This window comes from Collimonas humicola (assembly GCF_018304945.1).
Classification (GTDB): Bacteria; Pseudomonadota; Gammaproteobacteria; order Burkholderiales; family Burkholderiaceae_D; genus Collimonas; species Collimonas humicola.
The window spans coordinates 513,034-538,691 of sequence record NZ_JAGQEE010000001.1 but is presented as its reverse complement, the minus strand read 5'-3'; the positions used below and the strand labels follow the sequence as shown (position 1 = coordinate 538,691).

The 25,658-nt window shown below is 60.0% G+C and carries 22 protein-coding genes; 6 read left to right on the top strand and 16 right to left on the bottom strand.

The window, feature by feature from the left end:
• Positions 1-33: 33 nt before the first annotated feature.
• The 13 genes from folC to KHU30_RS02500 all read right to left on the bottom strand — a co-directional run bounded on the left by folC (position 34) and on the right by KHU30_RS02500 (position 15,169).
• Positions 34-1,344: a bifunctional tetrahydrofolate synthase/dihydrofolate synthase gene (gene folC, locus KHU30_RS02560; RefSeq protein ID WP_211441070.1), complete on the bottom strand. Its 1,311-nt coding sequence runs from the start codon at positions 1,342-1,344 to the stop codon at positions 34-36.
• A gap of 67 nt (positions 1,345-1,411) precedes the next feature.
• Positions 1,412-2,284, bottom strand: a complete 873-nt coding sequence (gene accD / locus KHU30_RS02555) for an acetyl-CoA carboxylase, carboxyltransferase subunit beta (RefSeq protein WP_211441069.1) — start codon at positions 2,282-2,284, stop codon at positions 1,412-1,414.
• 114 nt (positions 2,285-2,398) lie between these two features.
• Positions 2,399-3,196, bottom strand: a complete 798-nt coding sequence (gene trpA, locus KHU30_RS02550) for a tryptophan synthase subunit alpha (protein WP_211441068.1) — start codon at positions 3,194-3,196, stop codon at positions 2,399-2,401.
• Between the two features lie 95 nt (positions 3,197-3,291).
• On the bottom strand, positions 3,292-4,557 hold the full coding sequence (gene trpB / locus KHU30_RS02545) for a tryptophan synthase subunit beta (protein ID WP_211441067.1): 1,266 nt from the start codon (positions 4,555-4,557) through the stop codon (positions 3,292-3,294).
• A gap of 68 nt (positions 4,558-4,625) precedes the next feature.
• Positions 4,626-5,300, bottom strand: a complete 675-nt coding sequence (locus KHU30_RS02540; RefSeq protein WP_211441066.1) for a phosphoribosylanthranilate isomerase — start codon at positions 5,298-5,300, stop codon at positions 4,626-4,628.
• A 98-nt stretch (positions 5,301-5,398) separates the two neighbouring features.
• A complete protein-coding gene (gene truA, locus KHU30_RS02535; RefSeq protein ID WP_211441065.1) occupies positions 5,399-6,208 on the bottom strand; it encodes a tRNA pseudouridine(38-40) synthase TruA in 810 nt (269 codons plus the stop codon).
• A gap of 119 nt (positions 6,209-6,327) precedes the next feature.
• Positions 6,328-9,291 (bottom strand): FimV/HubP family polar landmark protein, encoded by a 2,964-nt coding sequence (locus KHU30_RS02530; RefSeq protein WP_230427159.1) that lies wholly within the window; start codon positions 9,289-9,291, stop codon positions 6,328-6,330.
• Positions 9,292-9,553: 262 nt separating this feature from the next.
• Positions 9,554-10,687, bottom strand: a complete 1,134-nt coding sequence (gene asd / locus KHU30_RS02525; RefSeq protein WP_211442170.1) for an aspartate-semialdehyde dehydrogenase — start codon at positions 10,685-10,687, stop codon at positions 9,554-9,556.
• Between the two features lie 66 nt (positions 10,688-10,753).
• A complete protein-coding gene (gene leuB / locus KHU30_RS02520; RefSeq protein WP_211441063.1) occupies positions 10,754-11,824 on the bottom strand; it encodes a 3-isopropylmalate dehydrogenase in 1,071 nt (356 codons plus the stop codon).
• A gap of 36 nt (positions 11,825-11,860) precedes the next feature.
• Positions 11,861-12,508: a 3-isopropylmalate dehydratase small subunit gene (leuD, locus tag KHU30_RS02515; protein ID WP_211441062.1), complete on the bottom strand. Its 648-nt coding sequence runs from the start codon at positions 12,506-12,508 to the stop codon at positions 11,861-11,863.
• A gap of 55 nt (positions 12,509-12,563) precedes the next feature.
• Positions 12,564-12,689, bottom strand: a complete 126-nt coding sequence (locus tag KHU30_RS02510; protein WP_329956628.1) for an entericidin A/B family lipoprotein — start codon at positions 12,687-12,689, stop codon at positions 12,564-12,566.
• 17 nt (positions 12,690-12,706) lie between these two features.
• Positions 12,707-14,107: a 3-isopropylmalate dehydratase large subunit gene (leuC, locus tag KHU30_RS02505; protein ID WP_211441061.1), complete on the bottom strand. Its 1,401-nt coding sequence runs from the start codon at positions 14,105-14,107 to the stop codon at positions 12,707-12,709.
• A gap of 177 nt (positions 14,108-14,284) precedes the next feature.
• On the bottom strand, positions 14,285-15,169 hold the full coding sequence (locus KHU30_RS02500) for a DMT family transporter (protein ID WP_211441060.1): 885 nt from the start codon (positions 15,167-15,169) through the stop codon (positions 14,285-14,287).
• Positions 15,170-15,936: 767 nt separating this feature from the next.
• On the opposite strand from KHU30_RS02500, the gene KHU30_RS25340 reads away from it, so the two are divergent.
• The 5 genes from KHU30_RS25340 (at position 15,937) to KHU30_RS02470 (ending at position 20,744) form a co-directional block, all read left to right on the top strand.
• Positions 15,937-16,560 (top strand): hypothetical protein, encoded by a 624-nt coding sequence (locus KHU30_RS25340; protein ID WP_268907163.1) that lies wholly within the window; start codon positions 15,937-15,939, stop codon positions 16,558-16,560.
• 99 nt (positions 16,561-16,659) lie between these two features.
• Complete coding sequence (locus tag KHU30_RS02485; RefSeq protein ID WP_211441058.1) at positions 16,660-17,493, top strand: hypothetical protein; 834 nt, start codon at positions 16,660-16,662, stop codon at positions 17,491-17,493.
• 20 nt (positions 17,494-17,513) lie between these two features.
• Complete coding sequence (locus tag KHU30_RS02480; protein ID WP_211441057.1) at positions 17,514-17,810, top strand: transposase; 297 nt, start codon at positions 17,514-17,516, stop codon at positions 17,808-17,810.
• Between the two features lie 316 nt (positions 17,811-18,126).
• Positions 18,127-19,149 (top strand): GlxA family transcriptional regulator, encoded by a 1,023-nt coding sequence (locus KHU30_RS02475; protein ID WP_211441056.1) that lies wholly within the window; start codon positions 18,127-18,129, stop codon positions 19,147-19,149.
• A gap of 29 nt (positions 19,150-19,178) precedes the next feature.
• Positions 19,179-20,744, top strand: coding sequence for a sensor domain-containing diguanylate cyclase (locus KHU30_RS02470; RefSeq protein ID WP_211441055.1), 1,566 nt, complete (start codon positions 19,179-19,181; stop codon positions 20,742-20,744).
• Positions 20,745-20,754: 10 nt separating this feature from the next.
• Here the strand turns inward: KHU30_RS02470 and KHU30_RS02465 are convergent, their stop codons facing one another.
• Both KHU30_RS02465 and KHU30_RS25335 read right to left on the bottom strand, forming a co-directional pair.
• Positions 20,755-20,949, bottom strand: a complete 195-nt coding sequence (locus KHU30_RS02465; protein ID WP_211441054.1) for a hypothetical protein — start codon at positions 20,947-20,949, stop codon at positions 20,755-20,757.
• Between the two features lie 297 nt (positions 20,950-21,246).
• Positions 21,247-23,070: a collagen-like triple helix repeat-containing protein gene (locus tag KHU30_RS25335; RefSeq protein WP_268907162.1), complete on the bottom strand. Its 1,824-nt coding sequence runs from the start codon at positions 23,068-23,070 to the stop codon at positions 21,247-21,249.
• Between the two features lie 518 nt (positions 23,071-23,588).
• Between KHU30_RS25335 and KHU30_RS02455 the strand changes: the two genes are divergently transcribed.
• A complete protein-coding gene (locus KHU30_RS02455) occupies positions 23,589-24,356 on the top strand; it encodes a peptidoglycan DD-metalloendopeptidase family protein (protein WP_230427158.1) in 768 nt (255 codons plus the stop codon).
• A gap of 72 nt (positions 24,357-24,428) precedes the next feature.
• Here the strand turns inward: KHU30_RS02455 and KHU30_RS02450 are convergent, their stop codons facing one another.
• Positions 24,429-25,655, bottom strand: a complete 1,227-nt coding sequence (locus tag KHU30_RS02450) for a DUF3443 domain-containing protein (protein WP_211441052.1) — start codon at positions 25,653-25,655, stop codon at positions 24,429-24,431.
• Positions 25,656-25,658: the final 3 nt, after the last annotated feature.

Here is a 25,658-nt window from a genome sequence, read left to right as displayed (position 1 = left end):
CAGCGGCCGGAAACCATGGCCGCCGATAAATCGTCAGTGAAATCCGGACTTTCTCGCCGCCATTACGCCAGCTACAGTCAGGAACGATCCGAAAACCACAATTCTATCATTCTCACCTGCCCTGCCTAAGGCATTTGCATAGGCTTCAGCGGGAGAATCGAAACTGCTGATGCTCGATTGCGCATCCGGTCCGGCCTCGGGATGGACACCGGCTTCCAGCAAACGTTCTTTCAATTGCTCGCCGCTGGCGGCGCGCGGCAGCGGCAAGGCGGTCAGGCACCAGTGATCGATACGGGTCTTCAGTTGCGCGACGATGCCTTCGATATCCTTGTCCAGCATGGCGCCGAACACCGCATAGGTGTAAGGGTGAAAGCCCATGTTGTCGAGATTCTGCGCCAGCGTTGCAGCCGCATGCGGGTTATGCGCCACATCCAGGATCACCAGCGGCTGGCCTGGCAGCACCTGGAAGCGGCCAGGCAGATCCATCATGACGAAGCCGCTGCGCACTTCCTGGGCGCTGACCGGCAATTGCTGCCGCAGCGCCTCCAGGGCAGCCAGCGCGGCCGAAGCATTCAGCAGCTGATTGGCGCCGCGCAGGCTGGGATAGCCCAGCGCATTGCGGCGCTGGCCGCGGCCGCCGTAGTTCCACTGCTGCTTGTCGCCGGTATAGTTGAAGTCGCGCCCCAGCAGCCAGAGATCGGCGCCAATGGCGTTGGCGTGATCGATCAGCGATTGCGGCGGCACCGGATCGCTGCAGATGGCGGCCTTGCCCGGACGGAAAATGCCAGCCTTTTCAAAGCCGATTTTCTCGCGTGTGTCGCCCAGGTATTCGGTGTGGTCGATATCCACGCTGGTGACGATGGAGACGTCGGCATCGACAATATTGACGGCGTCGAGACGGCCGCCCAGGCCGACTTCCAGGATCACCACATCGAGTCCGGCCTCTGCCAGCAGATGCATGATGGCCAGGGTAGTGAATTCAAAATAAGTCAGGGAAATATCGCCGCGCTGCGCTTCCACCGCTTCGAAGCTGGCGATCAGGGCGGCGTCCGAGGCCGATTCGCCGCCAATGCGGGCGCGTTCGTTGAAGTCGAGGAAATGCGGCTTGATGTACAGCCCGACCTTGTAGCCGGCGCGCAGCAATATCGATTCCAGCATGGCGCAAGTCGAACCCTTGCCATTGGTGCCAGCCACCATGATGACCGGACAGGCGAATTGCAGCTGAAGTCTTTGCTTCACCTGCACCACCCGGTCCAGGCCCATGTCGATGGTTTTGAAATGGCGCGACTCCAGCAGCGCGAGCCAGTCGGCAAGCGTCACAGGCTTGGCGGAAATATTTGACATTTTGACATCCAGCTAAAAACAAAAGGCCTGAACCGTCGCCGGTTCAGGCCTTGGAACAGGCTTTACATCAGGCGATGGATTCGGCCGGCTGATCTTGCAATAACGCCAACAAACGGGCAATTTCTTCACGCATCTTGCGGCGATCGACAATCATGTCGACGGCGCCCTTGGTGACCAGGAACTCGGCGCGCTGGAAGCCCTCAGGCAGCTTTTCACGCACGGTGTTCTCGATCACGCGCGGACCGGCAAAACCGATCAGCGCTTTCGGCTCGGCAATCACGACGTCGCCCATGAAGGCGAACGAAGCGGAGACGCCGCCCATGGTCGGGTCGGTCAGGACACTGATGAACGGCAGCTTCTTTTCCGACAGCTTGGTCAGCATGGAAGTGGTCTTGGCCATCTGCATCAGCGACAGCAAGCCCTCCTGCATGCGCGCGCCGCCGGTGGCAGTAATGCAGATGAATGGCACTTTCTGCTCCAGCGCAACCTGGGCGCCGCGCACAAAGCGTTCGCCGACGACCGAGCCCATGGAGCCGCCCATGAATTCGAATTCAAACGCCGCCACCACTACCGGCAAGGTCATGATGGAACCGCCGAGCACGACCAGGGCATCGGTTTCGCCGGTGGCGTCCATCGCGGCCTTGAGGCGATCAGGGTATTTTTTGCTGTCTTTGAACTTGAGCGTATCGATCGGCAGCGCTTCCTGGCCGATTTCATAGCGGCCGCCGGCATCCAGCAGCGCGTCCAGGCGTTCGCGTGCGCGTATCCGCATGTGGTGATCGCATTTCGGGCAGACATGGATGTTCGATTCCAGGTCGGTACGATACAGCACCGCTTCGCAGGATGGGCACTTGACCCACAGGCCTTCAGGGATGGACTTGCGGGTTGCCGAGTCACTGCGCTGAATGCGCGGGGGTAGTAATTTTTCTAGCCAACTCATGGAGCGACCTCCTTCATATTTTTTTCTTGCCGAATTTTACCTTTATCCCTGCATCAGCGAAATAGCTAATCAAAGATAGATTGCGTGCCATTAATACATTAAAAATATCAAAAATCACTCATCCAGCGCTTTTCTGATCCCCGACAAGAAGCTTTCCACCGCTGCCACCGCCTGTGCAGGCGGCGTATTTTCCAGTTCCTGAATGATCCGGCTGCCGATGACGATGGCGTCCGACACCTGCGCCACGGCCTTGGCAGTGGCGGCGTCGCGGATGCCGAAACCGACGCCGATTGGCAGTTTGACATGCTTGCGGATGGCCGCTACGCGCGCCGCCACCTCTGCCGTGTCGATATTGGCGGCGCCGGTTACACCTTTCAACGACACATAATACGTGAATCCGCCGCCGACCTTGGCAACTTGCTTAATCCGCTCTTCGGTCGAGGTCGGCGCCAGCAGGAAAATCGGGTCCATGCCGTTGGCCTGCATTTTCTCGGCGAACTCTTCGCACTCTTCCGGCGGATAATCGACCACGATACTGCCATCGACACCAGCTTCTTTCGCAGCAGCGATGAAAGCGTCGACACCCATCCGCTCCAGCGGATTGGCATAGCCCATCAATACCACAGGCGTGCTGCTGTTGGTCTGGCGGAACTCGCGTACGTAGCCGAGAACATCATGCAGGCTGACGCCGAACTTGAGCGCACGCTCGCAAGCGCGCTGGATCACCGGCCCTTCCGCCATTGGATCGGAAAACGGCACACCCAGTTCCAGGATGTCGGCGCCGCCCCTGACCAGCGCGTGCATCAGCGGCACGGTCAGTTCCGGCGCCGGGTCGCCGGCGGTGATGAATGGGATCAAGCCTTTTTTATTGCTGGCCGCGAGTGCGGCCAGGGTAGTCTGGATTCGGGACATAGGATTTATCGAATTTTATCGAAATGGATTGCGTTGTGGGGAGCTTGCGCGCTTGTACCGGGCCGCGGTGATGCCGGCCCGGACCTGGTCACGGACTAGGCCAGTTTCAAGCGTTCGGCAACGGTGTGCATGTCCTTGTCGCCGCGGCCGGACAAATTGGCCAGGATGATCTTATCCTTCGGCAAGGTCGCCGCCAGCCGCGCTGCATACGCCAGCGCATGGCTCGATTCCAGCGCCGGGATGATCCCTTCGATGCGGCAGCAGGTATGGAAAGCCGCCAACGCTTCGTCATCGGTCACGGTTTCGTAAGTTGCGCGGCCGGAATCCTTGAGCCAGGCATGCTCGGGACCCACGCCCGGATAATCCAGCCCGGCCGACACCGAATGGGTCTCGATGATCTGACCGTTTTCATCTTGCAGCAGATAGGTACGGTTGCCGTGCAACACGCCCGGCGAACCCAGCGTCAGCGAAGCGGAGTGCTTGCCGCTGGCCAGTCCCTCGCCCGCCGCTTCCACCCCGACCAGCGCGACATCGTGGTGATCGATATACGGATAGAAAATCCCCATCGCGTTCGAGCCGCCGCCAACGCAGGCGACCACGTGATCAGGCTGGCGTCCGGCCATTTCCGGCATCTGCGTCAGACACTCGTTGCCGATCACCGACTGGAAATCGCGCACCATCATCGGATAAGGATGCGGGCCAGCCACCGTGCCGATGATGTAGAAAGTGTCTTCGACATTGGTGACCCAGTCGCGCATGGCTTCGTTGAGCGCGTCTTTCAGGGTCTTGGAGCCGGACTCCACCGGCACCACCTTGGCGCCCAGCAGGTTCATGCGGTAGACGTTCTGCATCTGCCGCTTGACGTCTTCGCTGCCCATGTAGACCACGCATTCAAGGCCGAAGCGGGCGCAGATGGTGGCGGTGGCGACGCCGTGCTGGCCGGCGCCGGTTTCCGCGATCACGCGCGGCTTACCCATGCGCCGGGCCAGCAAGGCCTGGCCGATCACATTATTGATCTTGTGGGCGCCCGTGTGATTCAGATCCTCGCGTTTGAAATAGATCTGCGCGCCACCCATCTGTTCCGACCAGCGCTTGGCGTGGTAAATCGGACTGGGACGGCCGACGAAGTGTTTCAGCTCGTTGTGGAATTCGGCCAGGAATTGCGGCTCGTTTTGGTATTTGGCATAAGCCTGTTGCAATTCGCTCAGGGCCAGGGTCAGCGTTTCCGAGACGAAGCTGCCGCCGTACATGCCGAAGTGGCCTTTGGCGTCCGGCAAATTGTATTGCGCGCTCTGGCGCAAGGTGCTGGCGGCGAGCGGCTGGCGCTCGGCGTATTGCTCGAGTGGGGTTAACTCTTTCATGATTTGTCTCTATAAAGGTGTGCCGGTTTGCCGATCCAAGCAATGCTGCAGCGGGCTGCGGCTATAGGCTATATCTCGCCCGGATCTGCATCCGCCTGCCGTATCGCGGCAATGAATGCGCGAATCTTGGCGGCGTCCTTGATGCCCTTTTCTTGTTCGACGCCACTGCTGATGTCGACCGCAAAGGGGCGTACGCGCCTTACCGCGTCAGTCGCATTGTGCACGCTCAAGCCACCACTTAAAACGACCTGAGGCGCGAGCTCTTTTGGGATGAGAGACCAATCAAATACCTTTCCACTGCCACCATAAGCTTCTACCAGGGTATCCAGCAGCAATCCTGCAAACAGACGGCTGCCGGCCGCGTAGGCCTGGGCATATTCTATCAAATCTGCGGCCAGGGTTGCATTTCCAATGCGCATGGCACGGACAAACGGCCGATTGACTGCCGCCGCCAGCGCCGCGCTGTGCCCTACCGTCTCATCGCCGTGGAATTGCAGCAGCGATACCGGCGCCTCGGCCACGATCTCGCGCAGCTGCGCCGCTTCGGCGTTGACGAACAAACCGACCGTGGTGACAAAAGGCGGCACCGTAGCGATCAGGGCGGCGGCCTGGCTGGGCGTGACATAGCGCGGACTCTTGGGATAGAACACGAAACCGAGCGCGTCGGCGCCGGCTTCCACGGCGGCGCGCACATCCTGCGCGCGGGTCAGGCCGCAGATCTTGATTCTGGTACGGTGGCTCATGGGCTGGTCTATTCAACAAAACATCAACAAACACACTATATCATTGTGCAGGCGTGACAAATTGACAGCCAATTTACTTCCTAACGAGGCCTTCGCTTTTACAGCCAAGGCAACAATCCCGCCGGCTGCTGCGGCAGCTGCCACTTCTGGTCGTAAGCCACTTGCGCAAGGTACAAGCCGTCCGGCATGAACGTCGGCGCGGCGCGGCTGCGGTCGCGCTGCTGCAGCAGTTCGGCGATCCACTGCGGCGGTTTGCTGCCATGGCCGGTGTAGATCAGGGAACCGACGATATTGCGCACCATGTGATGCAGGAAGGCGTTGGCGCGCAAAGTGAAGACGATCAGATCGCCGCGCCGCTCTATGCCGATCTGGTCCATGCTGCGCACCGGCGACTTGGCCTGGCACTCGATGGCGCGAAATGCGGAAAAATCGTGCGTGCCGATCAGGTGGGCAGCTGCCTGACGCATCAGCTCGACCTCCAGCGGCCGGAATACCCACCCTGCCTTGCCCTCCAGCAGCGGCGAGCGCACCGGATTATTATACAAAAGATAATGATAAGTCCTGGCGCTGGCGCTGAAGCGTGCATGAAAATTATCGTGCTCCTCGCCGCCGGCAACGATAGGCAGCTCATGCGCCCAGCGCACGGCGATGGAAGGCGGCAAAAAGGCGTTCAGGCCGCGCACCCAGGAAAATATCTCGCGCGACAAGTGGGTATCGAAATGCACCACCTGCTCCAGCGCATGCACACCCGAGTCGGTACGGCCGGCGCAGGTAGTGGCGACCGGGCTCTGGGTGAATTTTTGCAAGGCGAATTCGAGCCGGTCCTGCACAGTCATGCCGCTGGGCTGGGTCTGCCATCCTTGCCAAGGTGTGCCGTCGTACTGCACGCCGAGAACGATACGTTTCATCCAAATCCTGTTATATAAATGAAAACGGGCGCCAGCATTACGCTGCGCCCGTCCTTTGGCAAAATGCTACCGTGATTCTAGCAGTGAGTTGCTTCCTCAGTCAGGATGCAACGCACTGATTACAGTTTAGCGATCAACAGCTTCGCTGCATCCACCTGCTCTGCACTGCCGCCCTTCAATACTTCTTCCAGCAACTCACGCGCGCCTTCCTTGTCGCCGATTTCCTTGTAAGCGACAGCCAGGTCAAGCTTGGTAGCCATTTCAGGATTGGCGCTGGCCGCCGCCGACGCCACTTCAGCGACAGCCGCCACAGGAGCGCTGGCAGTTGCAGGAGGATGCGCATGGACCGCGCTGTCCAGGTCCAGGTTCATGCCGGACAGATTGAATTCCAGCGGCGCCACCATCGGCTCTGCATGCTGCGCATACGAAGGCGCTACAGGCGCTTTGACTGCCGGCTTGGTTTCAAATGGCAGGTCGATGTGAGCGTGGGCAGGCTCGTAGTTGGACGGCTGGCCGCCGGCTGGGAAATCCAGCGCGCCGAACGTCGCCGCTGCCGGCGCAGCCTTCTCTACCGCTTGAACTACGGCAGGCGCCGCGGCGGCGGGAGCCGCTGCCTTATGGTCCAGTTCGAAATCGAGCGAGTCGAGCATCGACTTGCCGGCTTCGTGCACAGGCGACAACAGCACGGTGTTCTGATTGGCGGACGCGGCGCTGCCGAGTTCTTCCAGATCAAAATCCATGTCGCTGATCTCAGCCTTAGGAGCGGCGTTGGCTTGTTTGCCCAGATCATTCTGGCTCAATGGCGCCAGCAGTTCTGCCGCAGGGGCGGCATGCACCAGCTCAGGAATCGGCGCCGGCGCAGCTTGCGGCTCGGTCGGCGCTGTCAGCGAGTTGAAATCGAGACCATCCATAGGCTGTGTCGGTGCGGTAATTGCATCGGCCTTGGCGATCACCTGCTCCTGCAACTTGCCGCCGCCATACAGTGGATTGGCCGGATCGACATTCAGGCCCAGTGCCGCTGCCTGCTGCCAGTCCTCGCCCTCGCCGCGGGTCAGGCTGTACAACTCGCTGGCCAGGATTTCAAACGAGCGCGGATCCTTGCGGTTGGCATAGATTTCCAGCAGCTTGACGCGGATTGCATTGCGGCCTGGCTGGTTGCGCAAGGCTTCTTTCAGGATTTCTTCGGCCTGGGCATCGCGTCCGTAAGCGATGTAGACGTCAGCCTCGGCGACCGGATCGACATTGGTGTCGAGATGGCTGACCGACGGCACGAAATTCGAATTGAAAATGCTGTTCTTGGTGTCGACGCTCTGACCGCCGGTCGAACCGAACAGGGAATTACCCTTCAAGCTCGAATTCGTCATTGGCGCGCCGCTGCTGTCCAGGAACGCTTGCTGGCGCGCCCGGTTGCGACGATAGCGGAACAGGCCGAGGCCGGCCAGCAAGGCCACCAGCACGCCGCCAACCGGCAACAGCAATGGATTGTCGGTCAGGCTGGCAAGCATGCTTGGTTCTGGCGCAGGCGCAGGTGCCGCTTTTGGCTTGACCACTGGCTTAGGCGCATCGGCCGCCGGAGCTGCCGGTGCTGCAGCGCTGGCATCAGCGGCGGCCGCCGCTGCGGAAGCCACAGGGGCTGCTGCTCCGGTAGCGACGATAGCAGCGCCGGCAGCCGGTGTCGCTTCTGTTGAATCAGTCTTGGCCGGAGCCGCAACCGCTGGCGCTGGCGTTGGAGCCGCTGCAACAGGGGCCGGGGTTGCAGCCACGACAGGAGCAGGCGCCGCCGCAGGAGCGGCAGGTTTCACGCTGGCGGCCTGATTCTGCAGGTCAGCCAGGTTCTTGTTCTTCAGTTCCAGCGTCTTTTGCAGATCGCTGACATTCTTTTCCAGTTCCTTGACACGCGCCTGGGCTTCGGCAGCTGCCTTTTCACGGGCGATCTTTTCTTCCGTCGCCGCAGTTGCTGCCGCCTTGGCGTCAGCAGCGCCGGCCGCAGCCGCGCCGCGCGACAGTTTCAGCTTGTCCTTGGATTCGCTAGCTGGCGTGGCCTGTTCTTCCACCTTGGCAGTGATTTTACCGCCGCTGCTTTGGCGCGGCTCCGCGGTTGCCGCCGGAGCGGCCGACTCAACCAGCCCGGCCAGCGTATTGCGATAGTTCTTGAAGTCTTTCGATTGCGCCACTACCACGTTCCGCGCTTCCGACTTGCTGACGCTGCCGGCACTGGCGGCATCAGGAATCGACAGGATCTGGCCGGAACGCAGGCGGTTCATGTTCTTGCCGACAAACGCGCCTTCATTGCTGCGGTACAAGGCCACCAGCATCTGGTCGAGCGAAACGCCGGCAGGCAGGTTTTCGCTAGCGATGCGCGCCAGTGTATCGCCCTTCTTGACGTGATAATCGCCGCCCGAGGATTCCGCCGCCGGCGCTGCCTGCGCCGCCTTGGCCGGGCTGCCCGAACCTGCCGCCTTGCCGGCTGCAGGGCTACTGCTATTGCCGCCACTGGCGACAGCCCTGGCTGCCGCAGCGCGCGTGGCATCGGAAATGGTGGAGCCGCCGCTGGCCTGCGACGATGGTGCTGCCTGGCTCGGCGCGATGCGGGCAACCGGTGCGGCGGCAGCGGCATTACGCGCCGGAGCTGCCATTTGGGCCGGCTGAGGCTGGCGCTGGCCGGCCGGATCCAGCAGCAAAGTGTATTCGCGCACCAGATGCGACTTGGTGCCGCCCAGCTCCATCAGCATGTCGACGAAAGGCTCATTGATCGGCTGGCTTGAAGTCACCCGCACGAAACGGCGGTCGCCGCGCTGGTCGATAGCAAACTGTAAAGAGAGCAAGGCCGGATTGAAATCGATATTGGCCTTCTGGTAGGTTTCAGGGCTGGCCAGCTTGGCCACCAGGCCGCCCGCCTCATCCTGGCTTACCGAGGTAAGCTCAATTTCTGCACGTAACGGTTGCCCCAGCGAGGACAGCACGGTTAATTTACCCAGCCCGGCAGCCTCAACATTAGACACCATCAGCAGGGTCGAAACCACAGCTGCAGTGAGGGTCTTTAAACCGGTGGAAATAAATTTATTCGAAGAATTCGGGTGCATGTTGTGTGGCATGAAGGACTATCCGTTGGCGTATAAGGAAACAAATCTTGCTGAAAGCAAATACTGTACCCAGTTTTTTTAAAAATCAATATGCAGATTGACATGCATGCGTATCAATATGCGATAAACACTGCCAAATAATAATAAATGCCAATCAATACCGCTAGATACATCAAACCCGCCAAGCCGTTCTCAGGAAAAGCTTAGCGGGCTTTATTGCAAGTCGGCAACAATATCACAACTAGTGCGACAAGTCAGCGGCTCAGTTATCCAGAACTATGCGCAGCATGCGGCGCAACGGTTCTGCCGCGCCCCACAGCAACTGGTCGCCGACGGTAAATGCTGACAAATAATCGCCACCCATCTGCAATTTACGCAGACGACCGACAGGAATTGTCAGGCTGCCGGTAACCGCTGCAGGGGTGAGGTCGTGCATAGATGACTCTTTGTCATTAGGCACCACCTTCACCCACTGGTTATTACTGGCGATGATGTCATTGATTTCATCGAGCGGCACATCTTTCTTCAGCTTGATGGTCAATGCCTGCGAATGGCAGCGCATGGCGCCGATGCGGATGCACAGGCCATCCACCGGGATGACCTTGCCGCCGTTGCTGAAGCCTTCGCCGCGGCCGAGAATCTTGTTGGTTTCGGCGCCGGCTTTCCATTCTTCCTTCGACAAGCCTGCACCCAGGTCCTTATCGATCCAGGGAATCAGGTTGCCGCCCAGCGGCACGCCGAACTGCTTGATTTCATCGGCTGGCATCGAATGCTGCTTGCCGAGCACCTTGCGGTCGATTTCCAGGATGGCCGATTTCGGATCGTCCAGCAGCGCCTTGACTTCGGCGTTGATGGAGCCGAACTGGGTCAGCAGCTCACGCATGTGCTGGGCGCCGCCGCCGGAAGCCGCCTGGTAGGTCATGGACGTCATCCACTCGATCATGTCGTGCTCGAATAGGCCGCCCAGGCCCATCATCATGCAGGATACGGTGCAGTTGCCGCCGATGTAGTTTTTGACGCCGCGCTTGAGGCTGTCCTTGATCACATTCAGGTTGACCGGATCGAGCACGATGATGGCGTCATCCTTCATGCGCAGGGTCGATGCGGCATCGATCCAGTAGCCGTTCCAGCCGGCCGCACGCAGCTTGGGGAAAATCTCGCTGGTGTAGTCGCCGCCCTGGCAGGTAATAATGATGTCGCATTTTTTCAGGGCTTCAATATCGCTGGCGTCTTTCAGCGTTGTTTCGTTTTTCGCCAGCGCCGGAGCTTTACCGCCGGCATTTGAAGTTGAGAAAAATACCGGTTCGATATGGGCGAAATCGCCCTCTTCCTGCATACGCTGCAACAAGACCGAACCCACCATGCCACGCCAACCGACCAAACCAACCAGTTTCATCATGATTCCCTAACAAAATCGGGGAAAAGCCCCGCACTCCACGGCAGACCCACCTGCCAAATTCTTTTAACCCAGCGCCTTGACCACCGCCGCACCCATTTCGCTGGTGCCGACCTTGGTCGTGCCCGCTTCATAAATGTCCGCAGTGCGCAAGCCTTGCGCCAGCACCTTCTTGACGGCATTGTCGATGCGATCGGCCTGTTCCGCCTTGTTGAGCGAGAAGCGCAGCATCATGGCCGCCGACAGAATCGTCGCCAGCGGATTGGCGATGTTCTTGCCGGCGATATCAGGCGCCGAACCGTGCGACGGTTCGTACAGACCCTTGTTGTTGGCGTCCAGCGAAGCCGACGGCAGCATGCCGATCGAGCCGGTCAGCATGGCGGCCTGGTCCGACAGGATGTCGCCGAACATGTTGCCGGTGACGATGACGTCGAACTTCTTCGGCGCGCGCACCAGCTGCATCGCGGCGTTGTCGATATACATGTGATCCAGCGCAACGTCAGGATATTCCTGATGCACTTCAGTGACGATGTCTCTCCAGAACTGGAAAGTTTCCAGCACATTGGCCTTGTCGACGCTGGTCAGGCGCTTGTCGCGCTTTTGCGCCGCCTGGAAGGCGACGTGGGCGATGCGGCGGATTTCCGGCTCGGCATAGCGCATGGTGTCGAAACCTTCGCGCTCGCCTTTGAAAGCGCCGTCCGGCGCGGTACGGACGCCACGCGGCTGGCCGAAATAAACGTCGCCGGTAAGTTCGCGGATGATCAGGATGTCCAGGCCGGACACCACTTCCGGCTTCAATGTCGAGGCATTGGCCAGCTCCGGGTACAGGATCGCCGGACGCAGGTTGGCGAACAGGCCGAGATGCTTGCGCAGGCCGAGGATCGCCTGTTCCGGGCGCAGCGAACGCTCCAGGCTATCGTATTGCCAGTCGCCCACGGCGCCAAACAGGATGGCGTCGGCTTCCTTTGCCAGCTTCAGTGTGTCTTCCGGCAGCGGATGGCCGTGCGCGGCATAGCCGGCGCCGCCGACCGGGGCGCTTTCCAGTTCAAATTTTTCGCCCAGCGCGTTCAACACATTGACCGCTTGCTCGACGATTTCCTGACCGATGCCATCACCTGGCAAGATTGCTATTTTCATTTTTTCCTGGATTGAATATTCAAAAATATCGCTTACTTAGATGGTGTTGCTCAGCCAAGGCTGCGCAAACAGATGACGTTCTTCGAATTCGCGGATCTTGTCAGCCTGGCGCAAGGTCAGGCCGATATCGTCAAGGCCGTTCAGCAGGCAATATTTGCGGAACTCGCCGACTTCAAACGGGAAAGCCAGGTTGCCGTTGGCCGTGCTGACCAGCTGCTTTTCCAGGTCGATCACCAGCTTGTAGCCGGGGAAGGCCTTGACTTCATCGAACAGGCGGTCGATCTGCGCCTCAGGCAGCACGATCGGCAGCAAACCGTTCTTGAAACAGTTATTGAAAAAAATATCGGCGAAGCTAGGCGCGATAACGGCACGGAAGCCGTACTGGTCCAGCGCCCATGGCGCGTGTTCGCGCGAAGAACCGCAGCCGAAATTCTTGCGCGTCAGCAAAATGGACGCGCCCTGGTAGCGTTGCTGGTTAAGGACGAAATCCGGATTCAGCGGACGCCGCGAATTATCCATGCCCGGCTCGCCATGGTCCAGGTAACGCCATTCATCGAACAGGTTGGGGCCGAAACCGGTGCGCTGGATCGACTTCAGGAACTGCTTGGGGATAATCGCATCGGTATCGACGTTGGCGCGGTCCAGCGGCGCCACCAAGCCATCCAGTACAGTAAATTTATTCATCACATATCCAATCTTGATGCGCCTTTTCTTGACGCCGTTCCGCTTGCGCGGGTGATCACTTGCCTTGAATCTTCTCGCCGACGTGTTCTACATCTTTGCCAAAACCGTGAAAGGTATTGCAAGCAGTCAGCGCATAAACAGCCGTCAGCAACACGCACAGGGTGATCATTTTCTTCATCATTGTTCTATCCTTCAATCTTATAGCGAGCGAATATCCACGAAATGGCCGGCGATCCCTGCCGCCGCGGCCATTGCCGGGCTGACCAGATGGGTGCGGCCGCCGGCGCCCTGGCGGCCTTCGAAGTTGCGGTTCGAGGTGGAAGCGCAACGTTCGCCCGGCTCCAGCCGGTCGGCGTTCATCGCCAGGCACATCGAGCAGCCCGGCTCGCGCCATTCGAAACCGGCATCCTTGAAAATCTTGTCCAGGCCTTCGCGCTCGGCCTGTTCCTTGACCAGGCCGGAGCCCGGCACCACCATCGCCAGCTTGACGTTGGAGGCCCGGAACTTGCCGCGCACCACTGCCGCCGCAGAGCGCAGATCTTCAATCCGCGAGTTGGTGCAGGAGCCGATGAAGACCTTGTCGATGCGGATATCTTCAATCGCGGTGTTCGGCTTGAGCGCCATGTAAGCCAGCGCCTTTTCCATGCCGTCGCGCTTGGTGGCGTCTTTTTCCTTGTCCGGATCCGGTACACGGCCATCCACGGCCACGACCATTTCGGGCGATGTGCCCCAGGTCACTTGCGGCTTGATCTCAGCAGCATTCAGGGTCACCACCATGTCGAATTTGGCGCCGGGGTCGGAATGCAGGGTGCGCCAGTAGGTCACGGCGCGCTCCCAATGCGGTCCTGCCGGCGAAAAAGGCCGGCCCTTGACATAGTTCAGCGTGGTGTCGTCGACGGCAATCATGCCGGCGCGGGCGCCGGCTTCAATCGCCATGTTGCACACCGTCATGCGGCCTTCCATCGACAAGGCGCGAATCGCCGTGCCGGCGAACTCAATTGCGTAGCCGGTGCCGCCGGCGGTGCCGATGCGGCCGATCACGGCCAGCACGATATCCTTGGCGGTAACACCATTGGGAATCGCGCCGTCGACCTGCACCAGCATCGATTTGGATTTCTTGGTCAGCAAGGTTTGCGTGGCCAGCACGTGCTCGACTTCCGAGGTGCCGATGCCGTGCGCCAGGCAGCCGAAGGCGCCGTGGGTGGAGGTGTGCGAATCGCCGCAGACCACGGTCATGCCCGGCAGGGTTGCGCCCTGCTCCGGCCCGATCACGTGGACGATGCCTTGGCGGTGGTCGTTCATGCCGAAATAGGTCAGGCCGTAGCTCTTGGCATTGGCATCCAGCGTTTCGACCTGCAGGCGCGATATCGGATCGGCAATGCCGTTGGCGCGGCCGGTAGTCGGCACATTATGGTCGGCCACCATCAGGTTGGCCGGCAGGCGCCATGGCTTGCGCCCGGCCAGCTTCAATCCTTCGAAGGCCTGAGGGCTGGTGACCTCGTGCAAAAGATGTCGATCGATATACAGAATCGCCGTGCCGTCCTGTTCAGTATGGACGACATGGGCATCCCAGAGTTTGTCATAGAGCGTTTTAAGCATGATCCAGGGCGGCTTCGAGACCGCGCAAAACAGTGAATTTAGCTCTTGATTATGCCATAGAAGCAGCTCGCCAATACTCTAGAACATCGTGAAAATGACATTCCCGGCCCTGTCATGTTGCTTATATTCACGCATTGCCTGGCCCCGGGATCGCCAAAGCTGGAAATTGTTTAGCTCTTATTTAGCCGCTTTGCCGCGCAGATAGGCGGACAGATCAAGCTTGCCGGTCGCCAGCGCGGTTCCCAGCAAGATGATCAGGCAGCCGAGGACCATGCCGGGGGTCACCTGCTCCTTCAGGAAAATGGCGCCCCAGATCACGCCGAAGATCGGGATCAGGAAAGTCACGGAAGCCGCATAGGCCGAGCCGACGCGGTCCAACAGGCGATAGAAGATTACATAGGCCACACCGGTGCAGAGTACGCCCAGCGCCAGCACCGAATACCAGGCGAGGCTGGACACCGGCGCCGCCGGCCAGTAGACCAACGCCAGCGGCAGCAGCACCAGGGTCGCCGCCAGCTGACTGCCGCACGCCACGACAAAAGGCGGCACGCCGACCAGGCGGGTTTTCGAATAGTTGATCGCAAAACCATAGGACAGCGTGGCCAGCAGCACCGCGCCGGTCGCCAGCCAGACTCCGGGCTGCCCCTCGCCGATCTTGTCCCACACCAGCACAATCACGCCCGCCATGCCGACCAGCATGCCGATCACCTGCGGCCGGCTCATCGGCGTTTTCAGCCAGACGAACGCGATCAGGCCGGTCCATAACGGCACGGTGGCGTTCAAGACGGCATCGAAACCGGCGTTCACATACAGGGTCGAGTAGGCAAACAGAGAAAACGGCAAGGCCGAATTGGTGACGCCGACCACCAGCATCGGCCACAACTTGCTGCGCAACTGCCCGCGCGCAACAGCCGAACGCAATACCGGCAGCAGCACCAGCGCCGCGATGCCGACGCGCAAGGCGATCAACGGCACCGGGCCGAATTCCGGCGTACCGATGCGCATGAAAAGAAACGATGCGCCCCAGATGGCCGCGAGAGAAAACAGTTCCGCAATATTCATGGCTGGCTTTTCGATGTGGATTGAGTGCCCCGGCAGCAACTCGCAGCGGGACGAAAATTAGCATGCGGCAATATATCCGATAATCGCGACCGCGTACAAAATTCACGCGATCGAGACCTCTGCCGATCGCAAAAAAAAATCAGTACGCCACGCCAATGCACAGCCCGCCACGCATAAAAATCTGCCTGCGCATCACATCAGAAAGCAGCGTCTGCATGCCATTTCAGCGAAACCGTGCGGAGTCTGCGCATGTTGTTTTACGCCTTGTCAAAAACGGACATCACATGCTCTCGACTGTTTTCCCGTACATCATTATTTATATCTGCGCCGTTTCAGGCGCCAAGAATGAAATGGCATTTTTATATTTTTTTGTTAGCGCTCCCAAGATGCAGCACGGAAAAACACTAGCCAAATCGGCCAACTTATCTGTCCGAAGCCGACAAGGTTTTGTCGTAAACACTAGGTTTCGCACTCCTATTATCAGATCAACGTAAATGCACTCGCTCGACGAGCCCTGCGTTGATCGCATCCCAAACAGCGCACTTCGGTCACGCTTTGTCCTGTCAAAAAGAGACATTTTCGTTCAGCTCGGCTGAGACATTCGCAACGCTTGTTGCTGCATAAGAATTTCGCTCTTACCCGGCACATTTCTTATGCACAGCATGCTGACGACATGTTCTTTATTTGTGGTAACACTTGCCGATGGCCAGGGGCGCATGGGCAAGACAATCTGGTGAATGATGCCCCCACTCCAAGGAGAAACAGAAATGAAAAAGCAAATTATTGCCGCATCCATAGTTTCACTGTTCGCCGTCTCTGCATTCGCTCATCAATCTTCGGGCTCAACCACCACCACTACCACAGCTACCTTCACTAGCGTCGCAACTGCGGCATCGATTGGCGGCGCAGGCGGCGCAGGCGGCTCGGCAACGTCAGGCGGCGCAACCGGCGGCACAGCCATGGGCGGCACATCAACGGGCGGCAGTGCCACTCAAACCATTACCGGCGGCGCAGCAACCAGCGGCAACAACTGGACCGGCGCTGGCGGCGGCTCTGCAACCGGCGGCGCTACTACAGCCAGCGGCGGAACCAGCGGCGGCGGCGCTGGCGGCGGCAATGCCGGCAACACCTCGCATGGCGACTCGACTGGCGGCGCAGGCGGCATGCCAAGCACCACTGGCAGTACACAAGCCTATAACGGCAATGCACTGGCAGGCGGCGGATCGGCCTATTCCCACACCGGCAGCTCTGACGCTTCGATCGGCGCCACCAATGCCGGCGGCTCGGCCGGCAACTTCGTGTTCGCCGGCGGCGCCAAATCCGGCAGTGCTTTTGCTGGCGACGGCGGCAGCGGCGGCAATGCAAAATCAACAGCAATCTCTGGGTTCTAATAACAACAACAGGCAACGGCTCGGCTAGCTATGAGTTGCGGGAGGGAAAAGCAATTTTTCCCTCCCGTTTATAAAACCAACCATTACGATGGAGAAGCCATGAAACGCATACTTATAGGTATCCTGGTCGCCTCGGCCTTCACAGTACCTGTGCTAGCGCAGACGACACCTACCACCACATCCACATCGACAGCAACTGCGGCTGGCGGCGCGGGCGGCACCGGCGGTTCGGCAGCAGGCGGCACCGCAGCAGGCGGCACCGCTTCCAATACGATTTCAGGAACATATGGCGCATCAGCCACCAATGGCGGCAGCGGGACCGGCGGTTCAGGCACCGGCGGCAATTCAACCGTGAGCGTATCCGTTTCCCTGCCAACGACATCGGGCTCAGGCGCCTCGGGCACTGGAACCTCCGCAGGAACCGGAGCCAGCAGCGCCGCGGGCGATCCAGGCAGCAGCCCCAACAACACCAAGACCACGGTCGACTACGGCGGCACGTATTCCATCAAGACCGTGCCGAATATCGTTGCGCCATCGCTGACGACAACTCTGTCCGACACCTGCATGGGTTCAGCATCGTTCGGCTTGTCGTTCACAGGTTTCGGCGCCACCGGCGGCACCACCATGGTCGACCAGGCATGCGTACGGCGCCTGGACTCCAGGGAATTCCGCGCCATGGGCCTGAACGATGTAGCGCTTGCCCTGCTCTGCCAAAGCGAAGCCAACCGCAAGGCGGTTGAATCGACCGGACGTTCCTGCCCTGGCATGGAAAGAGCCGCCGCACCTGCTGCCCCGGCCACGCCTTCCGCAGAAAACAATGCCGTCAGCCAGAACCTGATGAACATCGGCGATCAATATAAAGACCCATTGATTCGAGCCCGTCTTGGCCTGGATAGCAAAATGCCGGATTTGTCCGCCTTAAAAGATCGCTAAAAAGAATGCGAGGCCATGCCATGAAGCGCTCGCCATTCTCCAGCGACCAGATCGCTGCAGCCCTGAAGCAGGAGGAACTGGGCATGCCGTTGGCCGACGTCATCAAGCAAGCAGGAATCACGGAACGCACCTTCCTTAATTGGAAGCGGCAATACGGAGGCCTGCCTGACTATCCGCAAGACTTGAAATGCCTGCAGGAAGAAAACGCCAAGCTGAAACAAATCGTGGCTGAACTGACGCTGGAAAACGCTCGCTTGCAAGACGTGCTCGAGGATAAGCGGAGCAAGCACGAGCAGCACTACACGCCTTCCAGTTGAATGCCGTCTGGCAAGAATAGGCCGCTCGGAATAAACGATATAAATCGTAATATTATTTTTACTGAATGTGAAAAAAACGGCTTCAAATGTCAAATGAATACTCACAAGAAATTAACATTGGTGCACGAGAAAAATTTCGGCGGATTTTTTTGTTGCCTTGGAAAATCATGTGTTTATACGCCACATAAATAACGAAATTTAACAATCATTTTCTGGACAATGTCCAATTTTGTAGCAGAATGGGGAATAGTAATTTACCAATAAAAAATTGCGTTCCGGCAATGCACAACGGTAGATCAGCAGCAGGGAGAGTCTCATGGATATCGAGTGCGCAAAGACACTTGAAGTGATAGACAGCGGCAGCTCAACCAGGCATATAGGAATCATCGTTTTCGAGGGCGTCGTGCTGGCTGACGTGGTGGGCGCGGCGGACGTTTTCGGGGTCGGCGACAAGCTGATTTCCACGGTCTTTCCCGGCACCACGCGCTATGCCGTGTCCGTCCTGTCCATTGCGGGCGGCATGATCATGTCATCGGCCTCGGTGCAGATCATGACTTCGGCACTGGCGTCCTTCGACAAACATCATTTCGACACCTTGCTCATTGCCAGCGGCACCGGAAATTTCGACGCCTACCGTGATCCCGTCCTGATTGCCTGGCTGCAGCAAATGCGCGGCAACGTGCGCCGCATCGCCGCGATCTGCACCGGCGTCTTCGTGATCGGCGCCGCCGGCTTCCTCAACAACCGCCGCGCCACCACCCATTGGGCCCTGCTGGACAAGCTGGCGCGCGAATTCCCGCTGATCAAGATCGACCGCGAAGCGCAGATCAGCGAAGACGACGGCATCTTCACGTCTTGCGATGTCGGCATGGCCACCGACCTGGCATTGCGCCTGCTGGAAAACGATCTGGGGCCGGCGGTTGCGCGGCGGGTGGCGCAAAGCCTGGTCGTCTGCCAGCGCCGCCGCGACACGCCGCCTGCCAGCCAGGCGTCGCCTGCCAGCCTGCCGGTCAAGACCAGCAAGATCCAGCGCGCCTCATTATGGTTTGTGGAACATCTGGCGGAATCCATCAGCGTGGTCGACGCCGCCAATTTCGTATCCATGAGCGAGCGCAATTTTGTGCGCCAATTCAAGCGCGAAACCGGACAGACGCCGCATGATTTCCTGCTCAACCTGCGGCTGGAAGCGGTGCGCCAGCAATTGACCGAGACCGACCTGCCGGTGGACAAGATAGCCAGGCGCTGCGGCCTGTTCAGCGGCGAGCACGTCGCCAAATTGTTCCGCAAGCACATGTGGACATCTCCCACGGAATATCGCAAGGGCATAAGGCCAAACTGAGACTGTACGCACTATTGCCTGGAGCACCGATGAACACGACCATCGCGATAGCGGCCCGCCAAGTGCGCTTCAATGTCAAGCCCTTGCCTATCACTTTTCTGGCGACACTGTTCGTGGCGCTGGTATGCGTGTCGCTGCTGACGGTGGAGGCATGGCGCAGCTGGAACGCACGCATCGTCGAATTGCAAGAAGCTGAAATCGCCACGCGCAACCTGACGCGCGCGCTGTCGGAACAGGCCGACGACACGATCAAACAGGCCGATACCGTGCTGGTAGGCGTGGTTGAACGCCTTGAACTGGACGGCAGCAACAGCGCTGCGCTGGAACGCTTGCACAAGCTGCTGATCCAGCATATTGCCGAACTGCCGCAGCTGAACGACCTCTCGATCTACGATGAAACCGGGCTCTGGCTGGTCAACGCCCGCAGCGGTCCGATCCCGGTCGTCAACAATTCCGACCGCCAGTATTTTCACCATCACCGCGACGATCTCGAGCGCGGCCCCTATATCGGGCCGCCAATACGCAGCCGCTCCACGGGCGCATGGATAGTCACCGTCTCGCGCCGCTACAATCACGCCGACGGCAGTTTTGCCGGCGTCGCCCTGGCCACCATCAACATCGGTTATTTCAAGAATTTTTACGACAGCTTCGATATCGGCCACGCCGGCTCGATCTTCCTCAGCCTGAATGACGGCACGATGCTGGTCAGGAGTCCCATGCAGGACAACGCGATCGGCAAGAACCTGGCCAACTATCCGATCTACCGCGACTACGCTTCCAAGAATGCGGGCGGCACCGCCGTCATGCGCGCGGGCCAGGATGGCGTGGAACGGCTGATCGCCTTCCGCCATCTGGATCGCTATCCGCTGTTTGTCACTGTCGCCCGCTCCAAGGACGAAGTATTGGCTGACTGGCGCGCCGACACCTACCTGCATGTGCTGGGCGCCATGCTGCTGACGTTAGCCCTGGGCCTGCTCGGCTGGCGGCTGATCCATCAGATCCAGCTGCGCCTGGCGGCGGAGGCGGGCTTGCTGCAAGTTCAGGAATCGTTGCGCACCCTGAACCAGCACCTGGAACAGCTGGCGCTGCAAGACAGCCTGACCGGCCTCGCCAACCGCCGCCATTTCGACAGCACCTTGCGCGAAGAATTCAGCCGCGCCGTGCGCAATGCAACTTCGCTGGCGCTGGTGATGATCGACGTCGACTACTTCAAGCAATACAACGATATCTACGGGCATCTGGCCGGCGATGAATGCCTGCGGCAGATCAGTGAAGTCGTGAAAGCCAGCAAGAACCGGCCGGGAGACCTGGCCGCGCGTTACGGCGGCGAAGAACTGGCAGTCTTGCTGCCGGATACCAATCTGGCGGGAGCAATTGCCGTAGCAGAAAAAATCCGCCTGGCGATTTACGATTTACAGATAGATCATGCATTCGGCCCGGTCGGCATGGTCACCATCAGCGCCGGCGTCGCGGCTTTCGTGCCGCTCAGGGACGACAACATCCCTTTTGAACTGATCCAGGCCGCAGACAAGTCAATGTATGCGGCAAAGGCGGCTGGGCGCAATTGCGTGCGCTCCAGCGATGATTTGCGTTGAATCCCGGGCCTCATATGCGGCCGCGGCGCCCTCTTTCATAGACCAGGGAACCTACTGCTATCAACCGGTACAGCTCCTGCTCCGTGAGCTTGTAAGATAGCGCCGCAATCTCGCGCGCCAGCATGCCGATCAGCAAATCATTTCCCGGCACCTGCGCCTGTGGGCTGGCACATGCGATCAAATCGACTATATGTTCGGCTCTCATGATCCCACCTCGGTAGTATTAATTACTGACATTAATTACTGAACTTCAACGTTCGCCTGAACGGCTCTGTCCGCTGAAGCCGGCGCATCAGATTCAAACTATGGCGCCGGTTGTTTGCGCATTGCCGGGGAAACCGGCCATTGGATCAATGGTTCAAGCAGGAGCCAAGGGTCGCAACAGACTTTGCTCTACTTTCAATGCGGAAGCATCACCGCATTTCATCGCTGTCTCCGACCAGGCGCCGAGGCAAGGAAGGCTGGCCGATGGCCAGCGCCTCCCTGGATTAGCGCAGCACGATTATTTCTTGCCGGCTCCTAACAAGCCGCTCAGCAAACCGGTCGCAGGCGCCTGGTTATCCGTGCCGCCGGTTGTACCTTTGCCGCCGGTCAAGCCCGTCACAAGGTTGACCACAGGAGCCAGGATGCCTCCTGCCGCGCCGCCTGCACCGCCGCTCGCACCACCGGCTGCGCCGGTCAAGCCGCCTACCAGGCCGGTCACCGGCGCCAGGACGCCGCCAGCGCCACCACCGGCCGCACCGGTCACACTACCCACCAGGCCGGTCACCGGAGCCAGGACATTACCTGCACCGCCGCCGGCGCCGCCAGCTGCGCCAGTCAAGCCACCCACCAGGCCAGTAACTGGAGCAAGGATGTTGCCTGCGCCGCCGCTAGCACCACCGGATTTACCGGTCAGGCTACCCACCAGGCCGGTCACCGGCGCCAGGACGCTGCCGGCGCCGCTGCCAGCGCCGCCAGCTGCGCCAGTCAAGCCACCCACCAGACCGGTGACCGGAGCCAGGATGCTGCCTGCCCCGCCGCCGGCGCCACCAGTTGCGCCGCCCAGACCACCAAGCAAGCCGGTAACGGGCGCAAGGATGCCGCCTGCCGGGCCGCCCGTACCGCCAGCTGCACCAGCCAAGCCACCCAGCACGCCAGTGATCGGCGCCAACGGGTTGCCGCCAGCCGCACCGCCTGCCCCTCCCAGGCCGCCTATCACTCCTGCAGCTACGTTATCCAGGGGCTGCAACACGCCGCCGGTCTTGTTGCCCAGCAGAGGCTGGCCGGTGCCGACCAGAGCATTCGTACTGAGACCCGCCACGGTGCCGCCGAGATCGCTGACAACGCCTCCCAAGCTGCTGGCGCCGGGAACTTTTGCGCCGGTCAGAGTCTGGCCGATGCCGTTGACGGTTCCGCCCAGCGCCGCCAGCAGGCCGTTCACAGGCTGGTTCAGGCCGGTAGCGTTACCGACTGTCTGGGTCAAGGTTGTCACGGTACTGGTCAATGGAACGATTGCCTGGCTGACGGTTTGCGTGACCTGCTGCACCGGCCCGGTAGTCAGCAGCGTCGTCACCGGCGCCCCCAGTCCTGATACAGTCGCGCCTACCTGAGTCACCAGGTTGCCCACTGGCGCGGTCACGGCAGCCAATGGCGCCAACGGCCCGGTGCCCAGTCCGGCGACCACTTGCCCGACGCCTTGCACCGCATTACCCGCCTGGGTCACGACGCCGCCAGCGCTGCCGACAGTGGTGCCAAGCGCATTAGGATTGCTGCCGATCTGGCCCAGGCCATTGGTGACGCCGGCACCCAGCGTGCCGACAATGCCGCTGCCGCTATCGACGACGGTTGCCAGGCCGCTCTTGGATTGAGACGAGAGCAACGGCAGGTTGTTGATGGCGGTATTGGCGGCCCCGTCCAGAGCTACGCTAGCGTGGGATACCGCAGTGCCGACGTTGGTGAGAAAATTGCTCGACGCGCCGCCGCCTGTGCCGCCACCTCCACCTCCTGCGCCGCCACCTCCTGTGCCGCCACCTCCACCTCCTGTACCGCCACCTCCACCTCCTGTACCGCCACCTCCGCCTCCTGTGCCACCACCTCCGCCTCCTGTGCCACCACCTCCGCCGCCTGTACCGCCACCCCCGCCGCCTGTACCGCCACCCCCGCCGCCATCGCCGCCTGTACCACTGCCGCCGCCGTCGGTACCGCTTCCTCCACCTGCGCCGCCTCCCGCGCCAGCGCCAGCGCCGATAGCGCCGGTTCCCCGAGTCGCTCCTGCCTCTGAACCGAATGTTTTCCCGAGGTCGCCGCCACTTGAGCAACCGACCAACAAACTGGTCAACAACAATGAAGCTGCAACCAGATTCGTTTTCCGCGATGTATTCATGATGTATTTCCCCTTTGTGAAAGTTCGAACCACATGTCCCTGCTTGTTCATTTCGCAAAGAGCATGCCAGCGGGACGGAGGGGCAAATACGATCAATATTCCCATCAAGAAATCAACATAAATACTTTAAAATCAAGCACATAGATTTTCTCTTCCTCAGATCGGAAAATCTGAAATAGTCGATGGGGCAAGGCTTGATACGTTACATGTAACGTAACGCCGAGCTTGACTCGGGTACAATTAATTATCTTTACAGCATTTAAATAAGGGATTTTCCAAGCGCCTGGACCCGGCCTTTCAGCTGACGCCCGACGTAACCTGGCCGGCACGCAGAATTGCGCTATCCTCCGCCGCTGAAAAAACGGCAACAGCTTGCCGGTCACGCAACTAGTTTCGTCAAACGAGGTCAGAGGATCGCGTCAGGCTGACGGCGCCGGCGTCTATCAATCCAGGTCAGATCTATCAGAGGAATAACATTGTTGGTCCAGAATACAGAGGCATCCAGCTCGCAACATCGCGGCACACGTTCCAGCCTTCGGGGCGCGCTTTCGCGGATTATTTCCCCTGCGCTGCCGCTGGCATTCCTGCTCGCGCTAGGTGCCTGCAGCACGCCATCCGGTCCGGCCCAGCCCAGCGGCCCCGGCTATTACACGATACAAAAGGGCGACACGCTTTCCAGCATTGCCCGCAAATTCAAGCGCAGCAACAGCGAAATCATCGCCTGGAACAAGCTTTCCGATCCAAATGACATCAAGGTCGACCAGGCCCTGCGCATAGCGCCGGATGGCGCTCGCGCCAGCGGCAATCCTGTGGCAAGCCGCACTGCCCGCCCGCGCAACGATGACAGCGATGATGCCGCGGCGGCCGCCGGCGAACAAAAAGATGCGCTTGACTGGACCTGGCCGGCTGCCGGCCAATCGAGCCGCGGCACCGGCCAGGGACGGAAAGGCATAGATATCGCCGGCCAGCTGGGACAACCGGTAATGGCAGCCGCCGCAGGCAAGGTGACCTATGCCGGCAGCGGCATACGCGGCTACGGCAACCTTGTGATCATCAAGCACAGCAGCACCATGCTGTCGGTTTACGCCCATAACAAAACCATCATGGTCAAGGAGGGGCAGATGGTCAGCAAGGGTCAGGCAATCGCTGAAATGGGGAAATCCGACAGCAATACGGTCAAGCTGTACTTCGAAATCCGCCGCCAGGGAAAAGCAGTGGATCCAACGCGCTATTTGCCTAGTCGCTGAAAGCCGGATTCATGGCGCGAAAAAAAGGGGCGCACTGCGCGCCCCTTTGCATGAACATCATCTTTCGCTATTTCAATAGGCAACAAAGGGGCCGACAGTGCCGGCTGCGGTAACGCCTTCCAGCGCGGTATACACAGATTTGCCAAAGTAGAACGGCAATCCCCAATCGAAGTAGGAAGCGAAAGCCGGTCCGCCGGCCAGATTGTTGAAGGCCGTGTTGTTCGGATTCGACTGGAACAGCGAATTGGCGTTTGCCACGCTGAAGTTGACGATGTTGCTCAGGCCGTTGATGCCGGTATTCGTCGCGCTTCGGCTCAGCGTCGACAAGGGGCAGTAAAAGCCGGTGTTGTTGGTGCAGGACGGGATGGTGGAATCCGCAAAGAACAAGCCGTTCGAGCCGCTGTCAAAGAAACCCTGCATCACCTGCCCCTGATACAGCACGCTCAGGTTGCCGGAGCCGTTGAGCGTATAGACGCGGGCACTGCCAAGCCCGTTGTTTGATTGCGTACCGATGCCGAACACCAGCGAGCCGGTGACGCCTGACGCGCCGCTGGCGCCGATGCTCGGCAACTGGATGATCGTACCGTTATTGTCCTGAGCGAAAGAAGCCACCGGGTTCCCCACTTGCTTGGCCTGCGGCAGCGTGGTCGCCGTGCAATTCACGCCCCCCGGGCAGGAGTAGTACCAGCCTTCAAGCGCTTGGCCGGCGCAGGCACTGCCGCAATCCTCGATGAATGTACTGAGGCCGATCACGCCGTTGGCATGGAAGGCAGCCACGGTATTTTCCGCCACCAGGCTGCCGGAACAGCCGTTGGGCACCGAGGTGAAGGCGCTGTCGCCGATGACGTGCACTGAAATGTTGCTGGCGACTTCGCCGGCCATGCGCAGGTCGGCCTGCCGCACCGAACCCCAGCTATAACCGTCGGCAAAGCGCGCGCATTCGGCCAGCGGATTGCCGCTGGGTGCCGCCAGCGAAGGCAATGTAATGCTGGGGGACAAGACCGACGAGATGATGCGCAAGCCGCTGGATCCGGTATCGACCAGGATATGGTCGATGGTCTGGCATTGCGCGGTGCTGCCGGGCGCGCAGAGAGTGATCGAGACAAACGGTGAATTGACGGCATTGACCGACTGTCCGGAGACCGTCGGACCGCTGTCGATCACGATGGCCTGGACATTCTGGACCGGCTGCGGCTGCGGCGTCGGCGCGGGCGTGCTGTTGTCGGAACCGCCGCCACCGCCACAGGCCAGCAAGAGCGCGCTGCTGAGCAGGCAAAGCAGATAAGTCATAGAACGCATGGT

Bases quoted from the DNA above. Each gene is read 5' to 3' on its own strand.
- KHU30_RS02450 (WP_211441052.1), bottom strand. From the start codon at position 25,655: ATGCGTTCTATGACTTATCTGCTTTGCCTGCTCAGCAGCGCGCTCTTG.
- trpA (WP_211441068.1), bottom strand. From the start codon at position 3,196: ATGTCCCGAATCCAGACTACCCTGGCCGCACTCGCGGCCAGCAATAAA.
- KHU30_RS02530 (WP_230427159.1), bottom strand. From the start codon at position 9,291: ATGCACCCGAATTCTTCGAATAAATTTATTTCCACCGGTTTAAAGACC.
- KHU30_RS02500 (WP_211441060.1), bottom strand. From the start codon at position 15,169: ATGAATATTGCGGAACTGTTTTCTCTCGCGGCCATCTGGGGCGCATCG.
- KHU30_RS25340 (WP_268907163.1), top strand. From the start codon at position 15,937: ATGAAAAAGCAAATTATTGCCGCATCCATAGTTTCACTGTTCGCCGTC.
- KHU30_RS02475 (WP_211441056.1), top strand. From the start codon at position 18,127: ATGGATATCGAGTGCGCAAAGACACTTGAAGTGATAGACAGCGGCAGC.
- trpB (WP_211441067.1), bottom strand. From the start codon at position 4,557: ATGAAAGAGTTAACCCCACTCGAGCAATACGCCGAGCGCCAGCCGCTC.
- KHU30_RS02480 (WP_211441057.1), top strand. From the start codon at position 17,514: ATGAAGCGCTCGCCATTCTCCAGCGACCAGATCGCTGCAGCCCTGAAG.
- asd (WP_211442170.1), bottom strand. From the start codon at position 10,687: ATGAAACTGGTTGGTTTGGTCGGTTGGCGTGGCATGGTGGGTTCGGTC.
- KHU30_RS02465 (WP_211441054.1), bottom strand. From the start codon at position 20,949: ATGAGAGCCGAACATATAGTCGATTTGATCGCATGTGCCAGCCCACAG.
- KHU30_RS02540 (WP_211441066.1), bottom strand. From the start codon at position 5,300: ATGAGCCACCGTACCAGAATCAAGATCTGCGGCCTGACCCGCGCGCAG.
- truA (WP_211441065.1), bottom strand. From the start codon at position 6,208: ATGAAACGTATCGTTCTCGGCGTGCAGTACGACGGCACACCTTGGCAA.
- KHU30_RS02470 (WP_211441055.1), top strand. From the start codon at position 19,179: ATGAACACGACCATCGCGATAGCGGCCCGCCAAGTGCGCTTCAATGTC.
- leuD (WP_211441062.1), bottom strand. From the start codon at position 12,508: ATGAATAAATTTACTGTACTGGATGGCTTGGTGGCGCCGCTGGACCGC.
- leuB (WP_211441063.1), bottom strand. From the start codon at position 11,824: ATGAAAATAGCAATCTTGCCAGGTGATGGCATCGGTCAGGAAATCGTC.
- KHU30_RS02485 (WP_211441058.1), top strand. From the start codon at position 16,660: ATGAAACGCATACTTATAGGTATCCTGGTCGCCTCGGCCTTCACAGTA.
- accD (WP_211441069.1), bottom strand. From the start codon at position 2,284: ATGAGTTGGCTAGAAAAATTACTACCCCCGCGCATTCAGCGCAGTGAC.
- leuC (WP_211441061.1), bottom strand. From the start codon at position 14,107: ATGCTTAAAACGCTCTATGACAAACTCTGGGATGCCCATGTCGTCCAT.
- KHU30_RS02510 (WP_329956628.1), bottom strand. From the start codon at position 12,689: ATGATGAAGAAAATGATCACCCTGTGCGTGTTGCTGACGGCTGTTTAT.
- folC (WP_211441070.1), bottom strand. From the start codon at position 1,344: ATGTCAAATATTTCCGCCAAGCCTGTGACGCTTGCCGACTGGCTCGCG.